At 56.2% G+C, this 17,235-nt stretch carries 16 protein-coding genes; 7 read left to right on the forward strand and 9 right to left on the reverse strand.

Features of this window, described 5'->3' with window-relative positions; all coding sequences use genetic code 11:
* Window positions 1–8 precede the first annotated feature (8 nt).
* The 4 genes from L579_RS14485 to mntP all read right to left on the reverse strand — a co-directional run bounded on the left by L579_RS14485 (window position 9) and on the right by mntP (window position 4,913).
* Entirely contained in the window at window positions 9–1,880 is a 1,872-nt protein-coding gene (locus tag L579_RS14485; protein WP_036626743.1) for an ABC transporter ATP-binding protein, read from the reverse strand.
* Window positions 1,881–1,898: 18 nt separating this feature from the next.
* On the reverse strand, window positions 1,899–2,864 hold the full coding sequence (dgcA, locus tag L579_RS14490) for an N-acetyl-D-Glu racemase DgcA (RefSeq protein WP_021184966.1): 966 nt from the start codon (window positions 2,862–2,864) through the stop codon (window positions 1,899–1,901).
* 1 nt (window position 2,865) lies between these two features.
* Window positions 2,866–3,873 (reverse strand): N-acetyltransferase DgcN, encoded by a 1,008-nt coding sequence (gene dgcN, locus L579_RS14495; RefSeq protein WP_021184967.1) that lies wholly within the window; start codon window positions 3,871–3,873, stop codon window positions 2,866–2,868.
* A 467-nt stretch (window positions 3,874–4,340) separates the two neighbouring features.
* A complete protein-coding gene (gene mntP, locus L579_RS14500; RefSeq protein ID WP_021184968.1) occupies window positions 4,341–4,913 on the reverse strand; it encodes a manganese efflux pump MntP in 573 nt (190 codons plus the stop codon).
* A 386-nt stretch (window positions 4,914–5,299) separates the two neighbouring features.
* Between mntP and L579_RS14505 the strand changes: the two genes are divergently transcribed.
* A complete protein-coding gene (locus L579_RS14505) occupies window positions 5,300–5,542 on the forward strand; it encodes a DUF1158 domain-containing protein (RefSeq protein WP_036626745.1) in 243 nt (80 codons plus the stop codon).
* Here the strand turns inward: L579_RS14505 and L579_RS14510 are convergent.
* Complete coding sequence (locus tag L579_RS14510; protein WP_021184970.1) at window positions 5,532–6,176, reverse strand: FMN-dependent NADH-azoreductase; 645 nt, start codon at window positions 6,174–6,176, stop codon at window positions 5,532–5,534. The two genes, L579_RS14505 and L579_RS14510, sit on opposite strands and share 11 nt — an antisense overlap.
* 81 nt (window positions 6,177–6,257) lie before the next feature.
* Window positions 6,258–7,700 carry a MocR-like pyridoxine biosynthesis transcription factor PdxR gene (locus L579_RS14515; RefSeq protein ID WP_021184971.1) on the reverse strand — a complete coding sequence of 481 codons (1,443 nt, stop codon included), beginning with the start codon at window positions 7,698–7,700 and terminating at the stop codon, window positions 6,258–6,260.
* 64 nt (window positions 7,701–7,764) lie between these two features.
* Between L579_RS14515 and L579_RS14520 the strand changes: the two genes are divergently transcribed.
* Window positions 7,765–8,220 (forward strand): carboxymuconolactone decarboxylase family protein, encoded by a 456-nt coding sequence (locus tag L579_RS14520; RefSeq protein WP_021184972.1) that lies wholly within the window; start codon window positions 7,765–7,767, stop codon window positions 8,218–8,220.
* Window positions 8,221–8,729: 509 nt separating this feature from the next.
* Window positions 8,730–10,343, forward strand: coding sequence for a malate dehydrogenase (quinone) (gene mqo / locus L579_RS14525; protein WP_021184973.1), 1,614 nt, complete (start codon window positions 8,730–8,732; stop codon window positions 10,341–10,343).
* A gap of 40 nt (window positions 10,344–10,383) precedes the next feature.
* On the opposite strand, the gene L579_RS14530 is transcribed toward mqo, so the two are convergent.
* Window positions 10,384–10,971 carry a LysE family translocator gene (locus L579_RS14530; protein WP_036626747.1) on the reverse strand — a complete coding sequence of 196 codons (588 nt, stop codon included), beginning with the start codon at window positions 10,969–10,971 and terminating at the stop codon, window positions 10,384–10,386.
* 135 nt (window positions 10,972–11,106) lie between these two features.
* Between L579_RS14530 and L579_RS14535 the strand changes: the two genes are divergently transcribed.
* Window positions 11,107–12,597, forward strand: coding sequence for an aminotransferase-like domain-containing protein (locus tag L579_RS14535; RefSeq protein ID WP_021184974.1), 1,491 nt, complete (start codon window positions 11,107–11,109; stop codon window positions 12,595–12,597).
* Here L579_RS14535 and L579_RS14540 read toward each other — a convergent pair.
* On the reverse strand, window positions 12,564–13,187 hold the full coding sequence (locus L579_RS14540) for a glutathione S-transferase family protein (protein ID WP_021184975.1): 624 nt from the start codon (window positions 13,185–13,187) through the stop codon (window positions 12,564–12,566). The two genes, L579_RS14535 and L579_RS14540, sit on opposite strands and share 34 nt — an antisense overlap.
* A 113-nt stretch (window positions 13,188–13,300) precedes the next feature.
* Between L579_RS14540 and L579_RS14545 the strand changes: the two genes are divergently transcribed.
* Window positions 13,301–14,149: a PhzF family phenazine biosynthesis protein gene (locus tag L579_RS14545; RefSeq protein ID WP_021184976.1), complete on the forward strand. Its 849-nt coding sequence runs from the start codon at window positions 13,301–13,303 to the stop codon at window positions 14,147–14,149.
* Between the two features lie 83 nt (window positions 14,150–14,232).
* Here L579_RS14545 and L579_RS14550 read toward each other — a convergent pair whose 3' ends face one another.
* Window positions 14,233–14,991, reverse strand: a complete 759-nt coding sequence (locus tag L579_RS14550; protein WP_036626749.1) for an SDR family NAD(P)-dependent oxidoreductase — start codon at window positions 14,989–14,991, stop codon at window positions 14,233–14,235.
* A 115-nt stretch (window positions 14,992–15,106) separates the two neighbouring features.
* Here L579_RS14550 and L579_RS14555 point away from each other — a divergent pair, with 115 nt between their 5' ends.
* Complete coding sequence (locus tag L579_RS14555) at window positions 15,107–16,006, forward strand: LysR family transcriptional regulator (protein ID WP_021184977.1); 900 nt, start codon at window positions 15,107–15,109, stop codon at window positions 16,004–16,006.
* Between the two features lie 39 nt (window positions 16,007–16,045).
* On the forward strand, window positions 16,046–17,053 hold the full coding sequence (gene yhjD, locus L579_RS14560) for an inner membrane protein YhjD (RefSeq protein ID WP_021184978.1): 1,008 nt from the start codon (window positions 16,046–16,048) through the stop codon (window positions 17,051–17,053).
* Window positions 17,054–17,235: the final 182 nt, after the last annotated feature.

Raw genomic sequence — 17,235 nt, forward strand, 5'->3', positions numbered from 1 at the left:
TATTGGGGTTAGCGCGAAACAATGCCGTCAGCGACCCAGTGCTGCGGAGCAACCTGGCGATAACGGGGTTTAATGACCGTTTCTCCCACCTTGCGTAGCGGCGAGGGGATCTCGCTGTCTTCGAAAGTTCGTTGTGGACGGTTCTGTGGATCTGCCACCGGCACCGAAGCCAGCAGCCGTTGGGTATAGGGATGTTGCGGGTTATTGAACACCGACTGGCGTGGCCCCAGCTCCACAATCTGGCCGAGGTACATCACCGCCACGCGGTTGGCGATACGCTCCACCACCGCCATGTCATGCGAGATAAAAATCCACGACACACCGGTTTGTTGTTGCAGATCCATCATCAGGTTCACCACCTGTGCCTGAATCGACACATCCAGCGCAGAGACCGCCTCGTCAGCGATAATTACTTTGGGTTTCAGCGCCATTGCACGGGCAATCGCGATGCGCTGACGCTGGCCGCCGGAAAACTCATGCGGATAACGGCGCGCATGTTCCGGCAGCAGGCCAACACTTTTCAGCAACGCTTCCACCTGCGGCGTCGCCTCCTCCAGTGACTTCACCACGCCATGCAGCAGCAGCGGCTCGGCAATGGTGAACCCCACGGTTAAGCGCGGATTGAGTGAGGCATAGGGGTCCTGAAATACCATCTGGATTTCACGCCTGAGCGGCTGAAACTGGGCCTCTTTCAGGTTGGCAATTTCGTTACCCTGGAAATGGATACTGTCGGCATCGCTGTTGATTAAACGCATCAACGCGCGACCGGTGGTGGATTTGCCACAGCCGCTCTCGCCAACAATCGCCAGGGTTTCTCCCGGCCACAGCGTGAAATCGATCTGCTCCACCGCATGTACCTGGTGAGTCAGCGCCGAGAAGATGCCGCTGCGAATCGGGTAATACACTTTCAGGCCACGGACATCGAGCAGCGGTTTGTCGTCATAACGCGCGGTGCGCTGTTCGGCATTATCGGCTGGCGCGGCACCGAGCAGCGGAAAGCGTTGCGGCCAGGCGTGTTCACGCATGTCACCGAGTTTCGGCACCGCCGCCAGCAAGGCTTTGGTGTAAGGATGCTGCGGCGCGTTGAAAATCTCCGCCACCGTGCCCTGCTCCACCACATCGCCGCGATACATCACCACCACACGGTCGGCAACTTCCGCCACCACGCCCATATCGTGGGTAATAAACAGCACCGCCATCTGTTTGGCGCGTTGCAGATCGCGCAGGATATGCAGAATGCGCGCCTGCACCGTAACGTCGAGCGCGGTCGTCGGCTCATCGGCGATCAACAATTGCGGGTCGCAGGCCAGCGCCTGCGCAATCATCACTCGCTGCCGCATCCCACCCGATAACGAGTGCGGGTAGCTTTTCATCACGCGATCGACATCGGCAATACGCACCTGGCGCAGCAGTTCGCGCGCACGCGCTTCGGCCTCGGCTTTGCCACAAATTTGCTGGTCGCGTAGCGCTTCCGTCAGCTGATCGCCGACACGCAACACCGGGTTCAGTGAGGTCATCGGCTCCTGAAAAATCATCGACATTTCGCGGCCACGCAAAGCGCGGCGCTGGGTTTCGTTGAGTTTTTCCAGCTGATGCAGTTGACCGCGACGATCGCGGAACTGGATGCTGCCGCGATCGATACGGCCTGACGCCGCCAGCAACCCCATCACCGCCAGCGAGGTGACCGATTTACCCGATCCACTCTCGCCAACCACGGCGACGATTTCGCCCTGATGTATTTCGAAATTGATGCCTTTCAGCGCCTGGCTAACGCCGCTTCGGCCGCGAAAGCTGACGCTGAGGTCCTGAATAGCGAGTACCGGCGCAGTCGCGGAACCGGCAACGCTGGCGGCGTTGTGCATAAGTGAAGTGTCCGTCATCGTTGCTCCGCGTGCGGGTTATAGCCAGATTCGGCCCTGGGAATAGGAGAGGAATGGCGAGCTGTCTGCCGCCAGCCAAATCGGGCCATCCAGATCGACATGTTCTGCCGCAATCGCCACTGGCAGCGCCGCTTCCATCGCCAGCGATGAACCCAGCATGCAGCCGACCATCAGGCGCATATCCAGCTTTTGTGCTTCGGCCACCATCGCCAGCGCTTCGGTTAACCCGCCGCATTTATCCAGCTTGATGTTGATCATTTCGTAGCGATTGCGCAGTTGCGCGATGTCTTCCCGCGTGTGGCAACTCTCGTCAGCACACACCGGAATCGGATGGGTGAAACGCTGTAAATCCTGATCCTGACCGGCCGGTAGCGGTTGCTCGACCATCGCGATGTTGTACGGCAGCAGCGCGTTAAGCAGGCTGTGCAGATCCACACCAGACCAGGCTTCGTTGGCATCAATAATCAGCGTGGCGTACGGGGCCGCAGCGCGGATCGCCGCCACTTTTTCCAGAATGTCGTCACGATTAAGTTTGATTTTCAGCAGGATCGCGCCACGCGATACCGCATCGGCTGCCGCTTCCGCCATATTGGCGACGCTGTCCAGGCTGAGAGTTTCGGCGGTGATCACCGAAATTGGCTGCTCCTGCTGCGTCAGCTGCCAGATTGACTGTTTCGCCAGCGCAGCGTCGAGCCGCCACAGCGCGCAGTCCAGCGCATTACGCGCTGAACCGGCATGCAGACGGGTTTGCAGATCGACACGGCTGAGGCCCGCTTCGATGTCAGCGCGCATCGCTTCCAGCTCGGCGTTGACGCTTTCTGGCGTTTCGTCGTAACGCGGCGTGGGTGTACATTCGCCGCGACCAATAAAGCCATTCTGCTCCAGGGTGACGCGAATCACCGTCACTGCGGTGCGCGTGCCACGCGAGATGGCAAACGGGCGCGCCAGCGGCAGCTCCAGCACTTCAATCTGCATGCGCCGCATCTTAGCCACGCTCCTTCAGCAGCGCCGCGATGTCACTGATACCAAAGCGCACCGGGTCGGTGGCAGGTACGCCAAACTCGGCACTGACCTCGGCGCAGTAGGCGCGCGCTTCTTCTTCGCTGTAGTTCGAGGTGTTGATAGCGAAACCGGCCAGTTGCACCGAGTCACTGGTGACGGTGGCGGCGCGCAGGTTAGCTTCCACGCAATCTTTCAGGCTGACCATCGGTTGATGCGGCAGATGGCGCATATGTGGGCGGCCCATCTCATGACACATCACCAGCCACTGCGGCTGCGCACCGTGGATCAGACCCATCGAAACACCGGCGTAGGACGGATGGAACAAGGAACCCTGGCCTTCAACGATGTCCCAGTGATCGGCCTCGTTAGCCGGTGACAACGCTTCAACCGCACCCGCGATAAAGTCAGCAATCACCGCATCGATCGCGATACCGGCACCCGCAACCAGGATACCGGTCTGACCGGTGGCGCGGAAATCTGCGTTCAGGCCGATATCACGCATTGCGGCTTCCAGCGCCAGCGAGGTGTACATCTTGCCTACTGAGCAGTCGGTGCCGACTGTAAGTACACGCTTACCGGTACGTTTTTTGCCGCTGCCAACGTCCAGCTTCGGACGCATATGGCGGATATCAAACAGTTCAACGCCGAATTCCTGTGCCAGCGCCACCAGCTCAGGCTCATCCACCAAACGATGGTGCAGGCCGCTGGCAACATTCATACCGGCTTTGATGGCGTTGCGCACGGTATCCAGCCAGTGCTGCGGCAGGTAACCACCGGCGTTGGCGGTGCCGAGCACCAGGGTTTTCGCGCCACGCGCTTTGGCGGTGGCGATGTCGATCTCTTCCAGACCAAGGCTCACAGTGCAGCCAGGCAGTTTGATTTCGCCAACGCACTGCTCAGGACGCCAGACGTGGATGCCGCGCGCGGTTTTAGCCGCCAGTGGATCGGTTACGTCGCCAAGGAAAAGCAAATAAGGTTGCGGGATCAGCATGATGTTTCTCGTATCAGACAGGTGAAAAGGACCTGAGCTGACTATTCCATGCTGCTGGCGAGGGTGACGAATGCTTGTTTAGTGGCGGGGTATAACCTCAGGCTATAGCCAGATCTAAATCTGATGACTGAAGGGGTAAAACGACGTTTTCAGGGAGAAATTGGGGAGAGAATGCGCGGGAGAGATAAGAAAATCATTGATAATCACCGGTCGATCCCTGACCGCGATTATCGAGGGTTGCGTGCGGAGCGCTTAGTTTAAAGCACCCGGCGGTACGTGTTTGTAAGTTTCAACATAAGCACGAAACACGTATTTGAAGAACCGTTTCATAAAGCACCTGATTAAAAATAAGTTGAGAAATACTAAAAAAAGTATATCCCCAGCCTGTTTTTTAAGCAAGAAACTTTGAACCAGATCACAAAATTGCAGGTTTTTCGCATCTGCACAATCTGCCGATACGAAAGACCTTAACTGAACCAACCCAGATGTTCCACCAGAATGGTGGAACCGATACAAATCAGGACAACGCCCCCCAGCACTTCCGCCCATTTGCCCAATACCGGGCCAATAAAGCGTCCCACCATCACGCCGGTGGTCGCCATCACGGTGGTGGCTGCGCCGATGGTGATAGCGGTCATCACGATGTTCACCTGCAAAAACGCCAGGCCAACACCCACCGCCAGGGCATCCAGACTGGTGGCTACCGCGGTTAACGCCAGCACCATAAAACCGTGACGCTGCGGCGGATCACAGGGTTCACCGGCGGTCTGACTTAAGCCCGCCATCATCATACGGCCACCGAGCAGCGTCAGCAGGCCAAAGGCCAGCCAGTGATCCCATGCCATCACATAACGACTGGCCGCCAGGCCAATTGCCCAACCAATCAGCGGGGTGAGCATTTCAATCACACCGAAAATCAGACCGGTGCGCAGTGCCTCTTTAAAATCTGGACGATGCAGTGACGCGCCTTTGCCAAGTGCTGCGGCGAAAGCGTCCATTGACATACCAAAGGCCAGAATCAGGGTTGCGATAAATGTCATGATTTTTCAGTCGACGCGGAGCAAAAGGCGTATAAGCCTGGAGTTTGTCCGCATTTATTGTTCAGTAATGAAAAAGTGCGCGCAGTCTAGCACGCAAATTAACTAAAAAAAAGACAGTAAAATCAGGGCTTTAAGTATAGCAAAGGCTATAACTCTTAACTCTCGCTATTTCTGCTGCTAAGTCGATGGAATAGAAGAAAATTATTCAGCCTGTCGTCCCAGGGATTGCGCCCTGTGGGGCTTTGTGCGCTAATGCCCGCGCGGCTTGATGCTATTGCACGAATTCGTAGCGGCGCGATTTATCGCGTTGTATTCCTGGGTGATGTAAACCCGCGCGATAAATCGCGCCGCTACGGTATATGCGCGACTTGTTGTGGAATTTTGCGATGAAAAACCCGTTAGAAACCCTGATTATCCCTGGTGGCATTTTACTGCTGGGCTTTCTCTCCGCGCTGCTGCTGCCTGCGCCAGCCTTTAGTCTGGTGATGGCAAAGAGCCTGCAAACCCGCTTTCATTTGCAGGATCTGAATCAGCTTTACACCATTGTGTTTTGTCTGTGGTTTTTACTGCTGGGCGCGATTGAATTTTTCGTTATTCGCTTCGTCTGGCGACGCTGGTTCAGGCAGTAACCGCAGCATCGGCCCATTGCGTCACCACCGCATCCAGATCGCGATACGCCTGCGCCAGGCCCGCTTCCCGTGAGGCCTGGTCCGCAAATGCCAGCGGTTCCGCATTGACAAACTGCGGTGCCTGGATGCCGATAAAGCCAAAGGCAGCGCGCAGGGCGGGCGTTAAGGCGTCCATGTCAGCATAGGGCGAACCCGGTTGCAGGCTTGCCCCACGCGTGGTCAGAAACAGCGCTTTCTGGCGCGTCAGATTTCCAATCACATTTTGTTGTTCATCAAAGTGATACGTCAGATTGGTGCGAATAATGGCATCAATATAGGCTTTGAAGGCCGACGGCATACTCCAGTTGTACATCGGCATAGCGAACAGCAAGGCATCGGCATCGAGCAGTTGCGCACACAGGCGATCGGAATCTGCCAGCACCGCTTTCATACGTGGCGTGCGTTGGTCCTCCGGTGTGTAAGTCGCCTGGGCAAACTCCCCGCTGACATGGCTCACCGGATGCTGGTCCAGATCGAGATACTCCACCTGCAACGCAGGCAGCTGCGCCTGCAAACGCTCAACAAAATAACGACTTAACGCGCGAGAGTTGGATTTGGCACCTTTTGGGCTGACATCAACGTGTAACAGTTTCATCACTCAGATTCCTCATTCGTTGCAATGAGGCGTACCTTAATCCTCCCATTGGACCAGTAAAAGGCACAAGAATGCGGTTTTTTACTGGTCCATGCGCGGTTGATGCGCATCCACCAGCCATTTCAGCCGTTCGGCACAGCGCGCAAACCCTTCGCGCGGTAACTGGGTCACCCCCAGCAGGAAACCATATTGTCGCCCGGTTTCGTGTTGAAACCAGATGGAGAGCGGTGAAGGTGCCAGGCCATAGGCCAGCGCCTCACGGGCAATTTGCTGGTCTGGCGTGCCTGCGGGCAAACGGACAATCACTGCCAGACCGGCGCGTTGAACATCAGTAAAATGCGGGCGTAATGCCGCAACAATCCCCTCCAGCCGCTCATGATAGACCCGCTTCATACACCGCAAATGGCGCAGGAAATGGCCCTCACGCAGGAATTCCGCTACCGCGTCATGCAGCAGCGCAGAGGAGGCGGGTGCCAGCAGTGCGCTGGTGTCGGCAAAGCGCGCCGCCAGACCGGGCGGCACCACGACAAATCCCAGCCGCAGGCTGGGGCTGAGGGTTTTACTGAAGGTACCGACGTGGATCACTCGTCCGTCGCTATCCATCGCCGCCAGCGCCGGAGCGGCACGGCTGCCGAGTTGCAGTTCGCCGAGATAATCATCTTCCACGATCCAGCGCTGTTGGGAGCTGGCCCATGCCAGCAACGCCTGGCGGCGCGCCAGCGAGAGCGTTACCCCAAGCGGTGCCTGCTGTCCGGCCGTGACCAGGGCAAATGCAGCATCAGGCGCGCGTACCTTCCCCTCCTCCACCCGCAAGCCTTCAGCATCCACCGGGATGCCGACCGGCGTTACATGCATGTGCTGCAATGCCGCGCGTGCCAGCATAAAACCGGGTTCTTCCATCCATGCCTGTTGACCGTGTAAACCGAGCGCCAGCGCAATCAAACCCAGCGCGCCCGCGTAGCCATTGGTTACCAGGATCTGACTTGCCTGGCAATGAATCCCGCGCGCCACCGCCAGATAGCCCACCAGCGCCTGGCGCAGCGCAAGGCTGCCACGCGGATCGGGATAGCCGCGTGACTGGCTGGCCTGCTGGCGCGCCTGCCGTTGTACTACGCGTGTCCAGACTTTGGCCGGAAAAGCGTCGCTGGCGGGGACGCCCATCTGGAAAGTCAGCGGCGCCGTGTCGAAGTCATACACCATGTCGAGCAGAGCGGACCCTGTCGCAGCCACCGCCGCGCGCGGCGGCTGGCTTAACGCCGCAGCCGCCACAAAGGTGCCCGCCGCCCCTTTTGCCACCAACAATTGGCTATCTACCAACATGTCATACGCGCGACGCACCGTGCCGCGCGCCACACCCAGTTGCACTGCCAGATCGCGGCATGATGGCAAGCGCGCACCGGCCACCAGTTGCCCTTCGGCAATCGCCATGCTGAGTTGCTGGTGCAGTTGTTCACTCAACCCCCGCGTATCGCTGCGATCCAATGTCAGGGCGAATGGACCACTGCTTTTGTCATTTTTTGGCACTTTTGTTGCTCCATACGGCAGTGAACAATGCAGATGAAAACCTTAACTGATTGAGGAACGAAAGATGAGCCAACGTATCGATTTTTACAGCGCCGCGCCCGGTGCGATGAAAGCCCTGGGTGGCGTTTATAGCTATCTGACACAAACCGACCTGTCGCACAGCCTGCTGGAGCTGGTATTTCTGCGCGTTTCGCAGATTAACGGCTGTGCTTACTGCATCGATATGCACACCCAGGCACTGCACAAAGCCGACATGCCGTGGCACAAAATTGTGTTAACCCAGGTATGGCATGAATCAGGCACGCTGTTTGATGCCCGCGAACAGGCAGCGCTGGCGTGGGCCGAGAGCCTGACGCTGATTGCCAGCCAGGGTGCGCCCGAGGCGTTGTTTGCACAAGTGAAAGCGGTGTTCAGCGATAAGGAGATTGTGGATCTCAACGTGGCAATCGGTTTGATGAATACCTATAACCGGCTGGCGATCAGTCTGAAAAAGTTACCCGATAGTGCACCGCGTGATTGAAATTTCTTCTGACGGGCGCGGTAGCTCGCGCCTGAATAAGTCATCACACAAATGTAACATTATTTTTACACAATCAGGCGAAATATCGCGCAACATAAAAATCGCATAAAAAATCAATTTTCTTTAAATTCAATATTATCATAATGTTAACATTAACCTTTTGGTGTTAACCCCGTAAAAATCCGCACAAAAGCATCACAATGTCGCAACATAGACATTGCCGTAACCGTCTGATTAAGGGATAAAAATCCCTTATGACAAGCGGGTTCCGCCGATTAATTCTTATGCTGAATCATTTCTGCCTTTAAAAAATAAACAAACGTTTAATTCCGATACGAGAATGTTATATTCGAATGACTATGCATAACGTGCAGTTAACCGTTAGCACCCCCACGACTTAACCTGAGTCTTAACCTTTGAGAAACGGCGCGACGCGCTCGAAAGAAGCGTGGCTGTTTCGCCTGCGAACCTGTTGAACTTCAGGTCAACAGAAGAGGAGATGTCGCCTCATGAGCAAAACTGCGGTAAATCTGGCGCTGGCAGTAAGCGCCGCTGGCATGGAAAGCGCAAACCTTCAGGAACGAAAAGACGTTGATGTGCTGTTAATTGGCGCTGGCGTCATGAGCGCTACTTTAGGAACCTGGTTGCAAGACCTGGAGCCGGATTGGTCTATTGAGATGGTCGAACGCCTGGCAACGGTAGCGGAAGAGTCATCCAATGGCTGGAACAATGCCGGTACCGGTCACGCTGCCCTGGCGGAGCTGAACTACACGCCGCAGAAGGCGGATGGCGGCATCGATATTTCTAAAGCGGTGGCGATTAACGAATCGTTCCAGATTTCCCGTCAGTTCTGGGCGTATCACGTTCAGAAAGGCAATCTGCGCAATCCGAAAAGCTTTATCCACAGTACGCCGCACATGAGCTTCGTCTGGGGCGACGACAACGTCGAATTCCTGCGCAAACGTTTCCAGGCGCTGCAAAAAAGCACCCTGTTCCGTGGCATGGAATACTCAGAAGAACGCGATCAAATCACGCAGTGGATTCCGCTGGTGATGAATGGTCGCGACAAAAAACAGAAAGTGGCTGCCACCTGGACCGAAATGGGCACCGACGTGAACTTCGGTGAAGTGACGCGCCAGCTGATCGCCGCCCTGGAGAAGAAAGCCAATTTCCGCCTGCGGATGCGCCAGGAAGTGCGTGATATCAAGCGCCTGAGTGATGGTCGCTGGCAGGTTAGCCTGTTTAATCCCGACAGTGGCGAAAGCCGTGTGCTCAACGCCCGTCAGCTGTTTATCGGCGCAGGCGGCGCGGCACTGCCGCTGCTGCAAAAATCGGGCATCCCGGAAGTGAAAGGCTATGCCGGTTTCCCGGTGGGCGGCTCGTTCCTGGTGACAGAGAACCCGGACGTGGTGCAGCAGCATATGGCGAAGGTGTATGGCAAAGCCTCTGTCGGCGCACCACCGATGTCCGTGCCGCACGTTGATACCCGCGTGCTGGATGGCAAGCAGGTGCTGCTGTTTGGTCCCTTCGCCACCTTCTCCACCAAATTCCTCAAGCAAGGTTCGCTGCTGGATATGTTCGGCGCGATGAATGGCAGCAACCTGATGCCAATGATGCAGGTTGGGCTGAAAAACTTCGATCTGGTGAAATATCTGGTTGATCAGGTGCTGCAAAGCGACAGCGATCGTATGGACGCCCTGCGCGCCTATGTACCGCAGGCGAAGCAGGAAGACTGGCGTCTGGTGACGGCAGGTCAACGCGTGCAGATCATCAAGAACGATGAGAAAGACGGCGGCGTGTTGCGTCTTGGCACCGAAGTGGTCACCTCACAAGATGGCACGATTTCGGCGCTGCTGGGCGCATCACCGGGGGCATCGACTGCCGCACCGATTATGCTGGAGCTGATGGCGAAGGCCTTCCCGGAGCAGATGCGTTCGCCTGAGTGGCAGACCAAAATCCGCACGGTTATTCCATCCTGGGGCCGTAAGCTCAACGGTGACGTGGCACTGACCGAGAAAGTATTGGCAGAAACCAGTCGCGTGCTGCAACTCGATTACGCACCGGTGACACCGATGGCCGCGAACGACGAAGGCCGCGAAACCGCGCACGTCGTCGGCAAGTAAATACCTGTAACGGCGCGGTTGATCGCGCCGTTTCGTATTCTTACACCAACTGCAACGCGTCGTACAACATCCACCCGGTCGTCACCACCAGCGACAACGCCATCAGGCTGTTGAAGGCCTGGCGCTTCCACGCAATTTGCAGGTGGCTGCGCAAGCGATCTCCCAGCGCCGCCCAGATCAAAATGCACGGCAGGTTCAGCAGCGCAAATCCCACCACGATCGCCGCCACCCCATTGCTGTTGGCATACATCAACGCCACGTTACTCGCCATTAACCAGGCTTTGGGATTGACCGCCTGAAACAAGGCACCACTCAGGATGGTCATCGGCTGAACGCTGTCTCGTGCCTCGGGCGCTCCCGCACGAAAAATCTTCCACGACAGCCAAAGCAGGTAGCCACATCCCACCAGCGTTAACGGCAGGCGAATCGCGCTCATCCAGTGCAGCAGCACCTCCAGCGCTACCCCCGCCAGTACCACCTGCATCGCACAGCCCAGCATAATGCCGAACACCATCGGCAACGTACGCTTAAAGCCAAAATTCACCCCGGAAGTGGCAAGCAGCAGGTTGTTCGGGCCGGGGGTGATCGACATAACGGTGACATAACTGAAGAAAGAGGGATCGAGCATGATGCAGTTCCTGATTGATCAACATGACTTCATGCTAATCGTCACAACGCAATGGAAACAGAGACACAAAATGACTATTGTTATGGTTACAGTTTGCCAAATTGATAATTGTACCCATCAAATGCGGAGGCTTTTGTGTCCCTTCCTCTTTCATCCGGCCAGACGCTGTATCAGCAGCTCGCCGACAGCTTTGCGGAATCTATCCACCAGGGAACACTGAAGCCCGGTAAACGCCTGCCCGCCATACGTCGGGTAGCGCAATCCCATCAGGTGAGTATCAATACGGTACTCAATGCCTGGCAAATTCTGGAAGATCGCGGCCTGATCGAAGCACGTCCTCAGTCCGGGTATTATGTACGCAGCGTGTTACCTGCGTTGACACGTCCGGTACAGAAAATGCGCGCGAAGGTGGATGACCCGAGTACACAAAAGCTGGAGCTGATTGAGCAGGTGTTTGCCGCGCAGAACAACCCGGACTACACCAATATCTCGCTGGCCTGCCCACAGGATGCTGAATTGTATCCGTCAGCCCGTCTGAGCCGGATAACCGCCAGCGTTTTACGCCGTAACCCGCAAATAGTTGGTCGTTACGCGCTTCCGCCGGGTAGTGAGCGCTTACGGGAGGAGATTGCCCGCCGCAGTCTGCATACCGGGATAAACCTTACAGCGCAGGACATCACCCTCACTCATGGCTGCATGGAAGCACTACAACTGGCGCTGCGCGCGGTCACCAAACCCGGAGACTGTGTCGGGCTGGAATCCCCCACCTACTTCTTTCTCTTCCCACTGCTGGCTTCACTGGGGTTGAAAGCGCTGGAGATTCCCACCGATCCACAGCAGGGATTATCGCTAGATGCCCTGGAGATGCTGCTCCAGGAACAGCGTATTCAGGCGCTGATCGCCATGCCCGGCGCGCAGAACCCGCTCGGCTACGTGATGCCGCTGGCGAATAAGAAACGTCTGGCGAAGTTAGTAAATACTTACCATCTTCCATTGATTGAAGACGGTCTGTACGACGAATTGCAGTTTGACTGGCCGTTGTCACCGCCGGTTAAAGCCTTCGACAACGATGGCTGGGTGATTTACTGCACCAGCTTTACCAAAACCGTCGCACCCGATTTTCGCATCGGCTGGACCGCCGCCGGGCGTTTTCACGAAAAAATTGCGCGGCTGAAGGCGGTGTCGTCGATGTCGGAGTCCCGCCTGCTGAGCGAAGTGCTGGCGGAGTTTCTCGCCAGCGGTGGCTACGATCACCACCTGCGCACCCTGCGTCGCCGCTATGCTGCCAATCTTGATGCAGCGCGTGGCATTATCGCCCGCCATTTCCCGCAGGGAACGCGCGCTACCCTGCCGCGCGGTGGCTTTGTGTTTTGGGTCGAACTGCCGGGAAAAGTGGATACCGTGGAGATGTTTCATCGGTTGTTGCAGGAGCAAATTTGCGTCACGCCGGGTGCGCTGTACTCACTGAGTGAGCGCTACACCCATGCGCTGCGCCTCTCCTGCTGCTATCCGTTCGATGCGCGTTATACCTGGGCACTGGAGCGTACTGGCGCGCTGGCCTGTGAATTAAGCGGCCTGCCGCCAGGACAGGATCAAGGCGTGCCGTTACGGCCCCAGGTGGTGTAACCCTCGCGCTCGGTCAGGCGTTCGTAATAGGTGCGTACCGCTGGCAGGTCGGCATGTTCCAGCGGAGTTTCAAACCAGCGGTTCACCGCCAGACCGACCGGGATATCCGCCAGAGTGAAGTTACGACCTGCTACGTAGCGCCCGGTTTTTTCCAACTGCTGGTTGAGAATACCCATCGTGTGATTCCAGCCTTTGCAGGCTGCCGCCAGCAGACGTTCATCCTGGTGGGCGGGTGAATTGCGCACCAGCGACATAAACGCGTAGCGCCATGAGGTGTTAAGTTCAGTGGCTTGCCAGTCAGTCCATTGATCGATCGGCGCACGGGCGCGCGGGTTTTCCGGGTAGAGCCACTCGCCGCCGTAACTGGTGGCGAGATAGCGCAGAATGGCATTGGACTCCCACATGACGAAATCGTCTTCGATAATCACCGGGATCATGGCATTGGGGTTAAGCGCCAAAAATTCGGGAGAGTGCAGGGATTTGTTTTCATCGCCCCAGACTTCGTGCTCGTAAGGAATATCCAGCTCGGCACATAGCCACAAAACTTTGCGCACGTTAATTGATGATGTGCGGCCAAGAATTTTTAACATAGCGAACTCCGGTTGCATAATTGTTAATCTATTCATAGCCCTAATGATTACCTTTAGCAATCAACATCATGTAAATCAGGATTTCAGACCACCTCAACGAGGAAGGAGTGACAATGAAGGTCGCGTTTAAACAAGTGGATGTCTTTACCTCATCAGCCTTTCGCGGCAATCCGCTGGCGGTGATTATGGATGCACAGGGATTGAGCGATGCGCAATTGGCTGCGATTGCGCGCTGGACCAATTTGTCGGAAACCACCTTTGTGCTGCCACCGGAGGATGCCGCGGCGGATTATCGGGTGCGCATCTTTACCCCCGGTGGTGAGCTGCCGTTTGCCGGGCATCCGACGCTTGGCACCGCGCATGCGCTGCTTGAGGCGGGCTGGCCGCTGAAGACGCCGGGCAAAATCGTGCAGGAGTGTGGCGTTGGCCTGGTGGACGTCAGGATCAGCACTGACGGAGCGCTGGCTTTCGCCGCCCCGGCAGCCACCCTGACTCCCTTCAGCGATGCGCTGATCGGCAGCGCCATTAATAGCGACGCCCTGGATGAAAGCCAGTCGCCTACGGTGGTGGATATGGGGATCCGCTGGCTGCTGTTACCGATGACCAGCGCCGCAGCAGTGCGGGAGATTAAGGCCAACGCCAGTGATCTGCTGCGCTTGCAGAAACACGCCAAGGTGAATGGCATCGCCCCGTTTGGCCCGTTACCACAAGGTGAAAGCGAACAATATGAATTGCGCGCGCTGTTTATAGAGAACGGCAGCCTGGTGGAAGATCCGGTGACCGGCAGCGCCAATGCCTGCCTGGCGCGCTATTTGGCGTCACAGGGCGATACCCGCGACTACCGCGCCCGTCAGGGCAGCGTGGTTCAGCGTGACGGACGCATTCAGGTCAGTTTCACGCCAGAGGCCATCTGGATTGGCGGCCAGACAGTGACGGTGATTAACGGTACCATCGAGGTATAACGCACCGAGGCAAATTGCGCGATAAATCGCGCCGCTACGGTATCTGCACATATTTGTAGCGGCGCAATTTATTGCGCGGTTGATTACAGTGCTTGCCCGCCGGACGCTTCGATACGCTGGGCGGTGATCCAACCGGTTTCATCGCTAAGAATTGCGCTGACCGCGTCGCCGATATCATCCGGCAGTCCCACGCGGCCCAGTGCCGTCAGCGAGGCAATGGTGTCATTGATTTCTTTGGTGTCGCGTACGCGGCCACCGCCAAAATCCGTCTCAATCGCCCCCGGTGCCAGGATGTTGACGCGGATACGCCGTTCGCCCAATTCCTTCGCCTGGTAGCGCGTCAACACTTCCATCGCCCCTTTCATGGAGGCATAGGTGCTGGACCCTGGATAAGTGATACGCGTCAGGCCGCTGGAGATATTGAGGATACGACCACCATCAATAATCACCGGCAGCAGCTTCTGGGTAAGGAAGTACGGCCCTTTGAAATGCACGTTGACCAGTGCATCAAACTCGTCCTCAGTGGTTTCGCTGAACAGCTTGTAGTGACCGTGACCGGCGTTGTTCACTAAATAGTCAAAGTTGTCTCGCTGCCACACCTTTTGCAGCGTCTCTTTAACCCGACTGACAAAGCCATCAAACTGACGCGTATCGCCGACATCCAGCAACAGCGCGGCAGCACGCGCACCCAGCGCTTCAATCTCCTTCACCACCGCCTCAGCTTCTTCTGCATGGCTGCGGTAAGTAAAAATAATATCGGTGCCTTTTGCGGCCAGTTTTAGCGCGGCATTCTTGCCTAAACCGCGATTGCCGCCAGTAATCAACGCAATTTTGTGACTCATGATTCGCTCCTGTTGCAAAATTGAACACGTTTCAAGGATATTCTCTGAGGTTTGATCTATAAACTCGTTGTAATGCGCTGCACTGTTTCACTAACAACAACAATCGGTGAACAACATGGATAAAATTCACGCAATGCAGGTTTTTGTGCGGGTGGCAGAAATGGGCAGTTTTACCCGCGCGGCAGAGAGCCTTGGTTTGCCAAAAGGCAGCGTATCGCGCCAGTTACAGGCGCTGGAAAATCAAATGGGTACACGGCTGCTGCATCGCACTACGCGCCGTGTCCATCTCACCCAGGATGGGCTGGTTTATTACGATCGCTGCCTCGATTTGTTGTCGATGCTGGATGATATGGACAGCCTGTTTCAACACGATCCGGCGACGCTGAGCGGCAAATTGCGCGTGGATATGTCGGTAGCGATGGCGACCGGTTTTATCCTGCCGCGGTTGCCGGAGTTTTTGCAGCACTATCCCGGCATTGAGATTGAGCTTAGCAGCAGCGATCGCCAGGTGGATGTGATCCGTGAGGGATTTGACTGCGTGATACGCGTGGGGGAGCTGAAAGATTCCGGCCTGATCGCGCGTAAAATCGGAACCCATGCCTTGATTAACTGCGCCAGCCCCGATTACCTTTCCCGCTTCGGTATGCCGGTGCGCCTGGAAGATTTATCGCAACATGCGATGGTGCACTATACCCAGCAGTTGGGCCAGCCATCGCCTGGCTTTGAATATTTTGATGGCAAGCAGACGCATTACGTGCAAACCGGCGGCGTGGTAACCGTCAACAGCACCGAAACCTATCGTGCGGCGTGTATTGCCGGGCTGGGGATTATTCAGGTGCCGGCGATTGGCGTGCAGCCATTGCTGGAGTCCGGGCAACTGGTGGAAGTGCTGCATCATTTTCCGGCTAAACCGATGCCGATTTCGCTGCTCTATCCGCATCGACGCAATGTTGCACGCCGGGTGCGGGTGTTTATGGAGTGGTTAAGCCAGGTCTTGCAGGAGTACGTCACTTAGCAGGCTATAATTTTAATTTCGCTGTGAACAGGATGATGAATGTCTATGACGGACGAAAAAAATCAGGAAAAAGCGGCCGGGCAAAAGCCGCTCATTGATCTGAAAACCGGTAATCAGCATGTGGACCGCTCGATTGTGCATGTCTCACGCTTCGCGACCTGGTTTCAGGCCATCCCGGCGGTAGCCCATTTTTTGCGCGCGCTGGAGCGGTTCAATGATCGTCTCGGCAGCCAGTTTGGTGCCGCCATTACCTACTTCTCGTTTCTCTCACTGATACCGATTTTGATGGTCTCCTTTGCGGCGGTCGGTTTTGTGCTGGCGTCGAATCAGGATTTACTCACGGAGTTGATCAACAAAATCGTCAACAGTATCAGCGATCCTAACCTTGCCAATACCCTGAAAAACACCGTCAATACGGCGATTCAACAGCGTGCTACCGTCGGCCTGACCGGCCTGCTGCTGGCGCTGTATTCAGGCATTAACTGGATGGGTAACCTGCGCGAAGCGATTCGCGCGCAATCGCGTGATGTGTGGGAACGGAAACCTGATGATCAGGAAAAATTCTGGAAGCGATACATTCGTGATTTTATCTCACTCACCGGTCTGATGCTGGCGCTGGTCATCACCTTGTCGCTGACCTCGGTGGCCGGGGCGGCGCAGGCCGCGATTGTGCAGGCGCTGGGGCTGGATCATATTGAGTGGTTACGCCCGGCGATGACCATCATTACTCTGAGTATCTCTATCTTTGCTAACTATTTACTCTTCCTGTGGATTTTCTGGATTTTGCCGCGCCACAAGCCGCGTAAGAAAGCGCTGTTTCGCGGTACGCTGCTGGCGGCTGTTGGCTTTGAGGTGATTAAGTTTGTCATGACCATTACCTTGCCGAAACTGGCGACCTCCCCCTCCGGTGCGGCATTTGGTTCGGTATTAGGTCTGATGGCATTTTTCTACTTCTTTGCGCGTCTCACGCTGTTCTGCGCCGCCTGGATCGCCACCGCCAGATATAAAGATGATAAAGAGATGCCGCAACCCCACCAGCAACATTAGTTACATTTGCCGCAACAGCCAAAAATGTTCCCCATTGGCTGTTTTTGCGGCAAAACCCAGCAGGAATCGCTAAAGGGTCACTTTTATTTGGCCCTTTTGCAGAGATTCCCGCCAAAAAAGCCGCCGTTCCCCTTCCCATCCGCCGCCGATTGCATGAACTCAGAAATTATCCTCTTTTTCGC

The organism is Pantoea sp. AS-PWVM4 (assembly GCF_000468095.1).
GTDB lineage: Bacteria > Pseudomonadota > Gammaproteobacteria > Enterobacterales > Enterobacteriaceae > Pantoea > Pantoea phytobeneficialis.

Excerpts from the sequence above, each read along its gene's own strand:
- yhjD (WP_021184978.1), top strand. The coding sequence starts at position 16,046 with ATGTCTATGACGGACGAAAAAAATCAGGAAAAAGCGGCCGGGCAAAAG.
- mqo (WP_021184973.1), top strand. The coding sequence starts at position 8,730 with ATGAGCAAAACTGCGGTAAATCTGGCGCTGGCAGTAAGCGCCGCTGGC.
- L579_RS14510 (WP_021184970.1), bottom strand. The coding sequence starts at position 6,176 with ATGAAACTGTTACACGTTGATGTCAGCCCAAAAGGTGCCAAATCCAAC.
- L579_RS14530 (WP_036626747.1), bottom strand. The coding sequence starts at position 10,971 with ATGCTCGATCCCTCTTTCTTCAGTTATGTCACCGTTATGTCGATCACC.
- dgcA (WP_021184966.1), bottom strand. The coding sequence starts at position 2,864 with ATGCGGCGCATGCAGATTGAAGTGCTGGAGCTGCCGCTGGCGCGCCCG.
- L579_RS14550 (WP_036626749.1), bottom strand. The coding sequence starts at position 14,991 with ATGAGTCACAAAATTGCGTTGATTACTGGCGGCAATCGCGGTTTAGGC.
- dgcN (WP_021184967.1), bottom strand. The coding sequence starts at position 3,873 with ATGCTGATCCCGCAACCTTATTTGCTTTTCCTTGGCGACGTAACCGAT.
- L579_RS14540 (WP_021184975.1), bottom strand. The coding sequence starts at position 13,187 with ATGTTAAAAATTCTTGGCCGCACATCATCAATTAACGTGCGCAAAGTT.
- L579_RS14545 (WP_021184976.1), top strand. The coding sequence starts at position 13,301 with ATGAAGGTCGCGTTTAAACAAGTGGATGTCTTTACCTCATCAGCCTTT.
- L579_RS14505 (WP_036626745.1), top strand. The coding sequence starts at position 5,300 with ATGAAAAACCCGTTAGAAACCCTGATTATCCCTGGTGGCATTTTACTG.
- L579_RS14555 (WP_021184977.1), top strand. The coding sequence starts at position 15,107 with ATGGATAAAATTCACGCAATGCAGGTTTTTGTGCGGGTGGCAGAAATG.
- L579_RS14485 (WP_036626743.1), bottom strand. The coding sequence starts at position 1,880 with ATGACGGACACTTCACTTATGCACAACGCCGCCAGCGTTGCCGGTTCC.
- mntP (WP_021184968.1), bottom strand. The coding sequence starts at position 4,913 with ATGACATTTATCGCAACCCTGATTCTGGCCTTTGGTATGTCAATGGAC.
- L579_RS14520 (WP_021184972.1), top strand. The coding sequence starts at position 7,765 with ATGAGCCAACGTATCGATTTTTACAGCGCCGCGCCCGGTGCGATGAAA.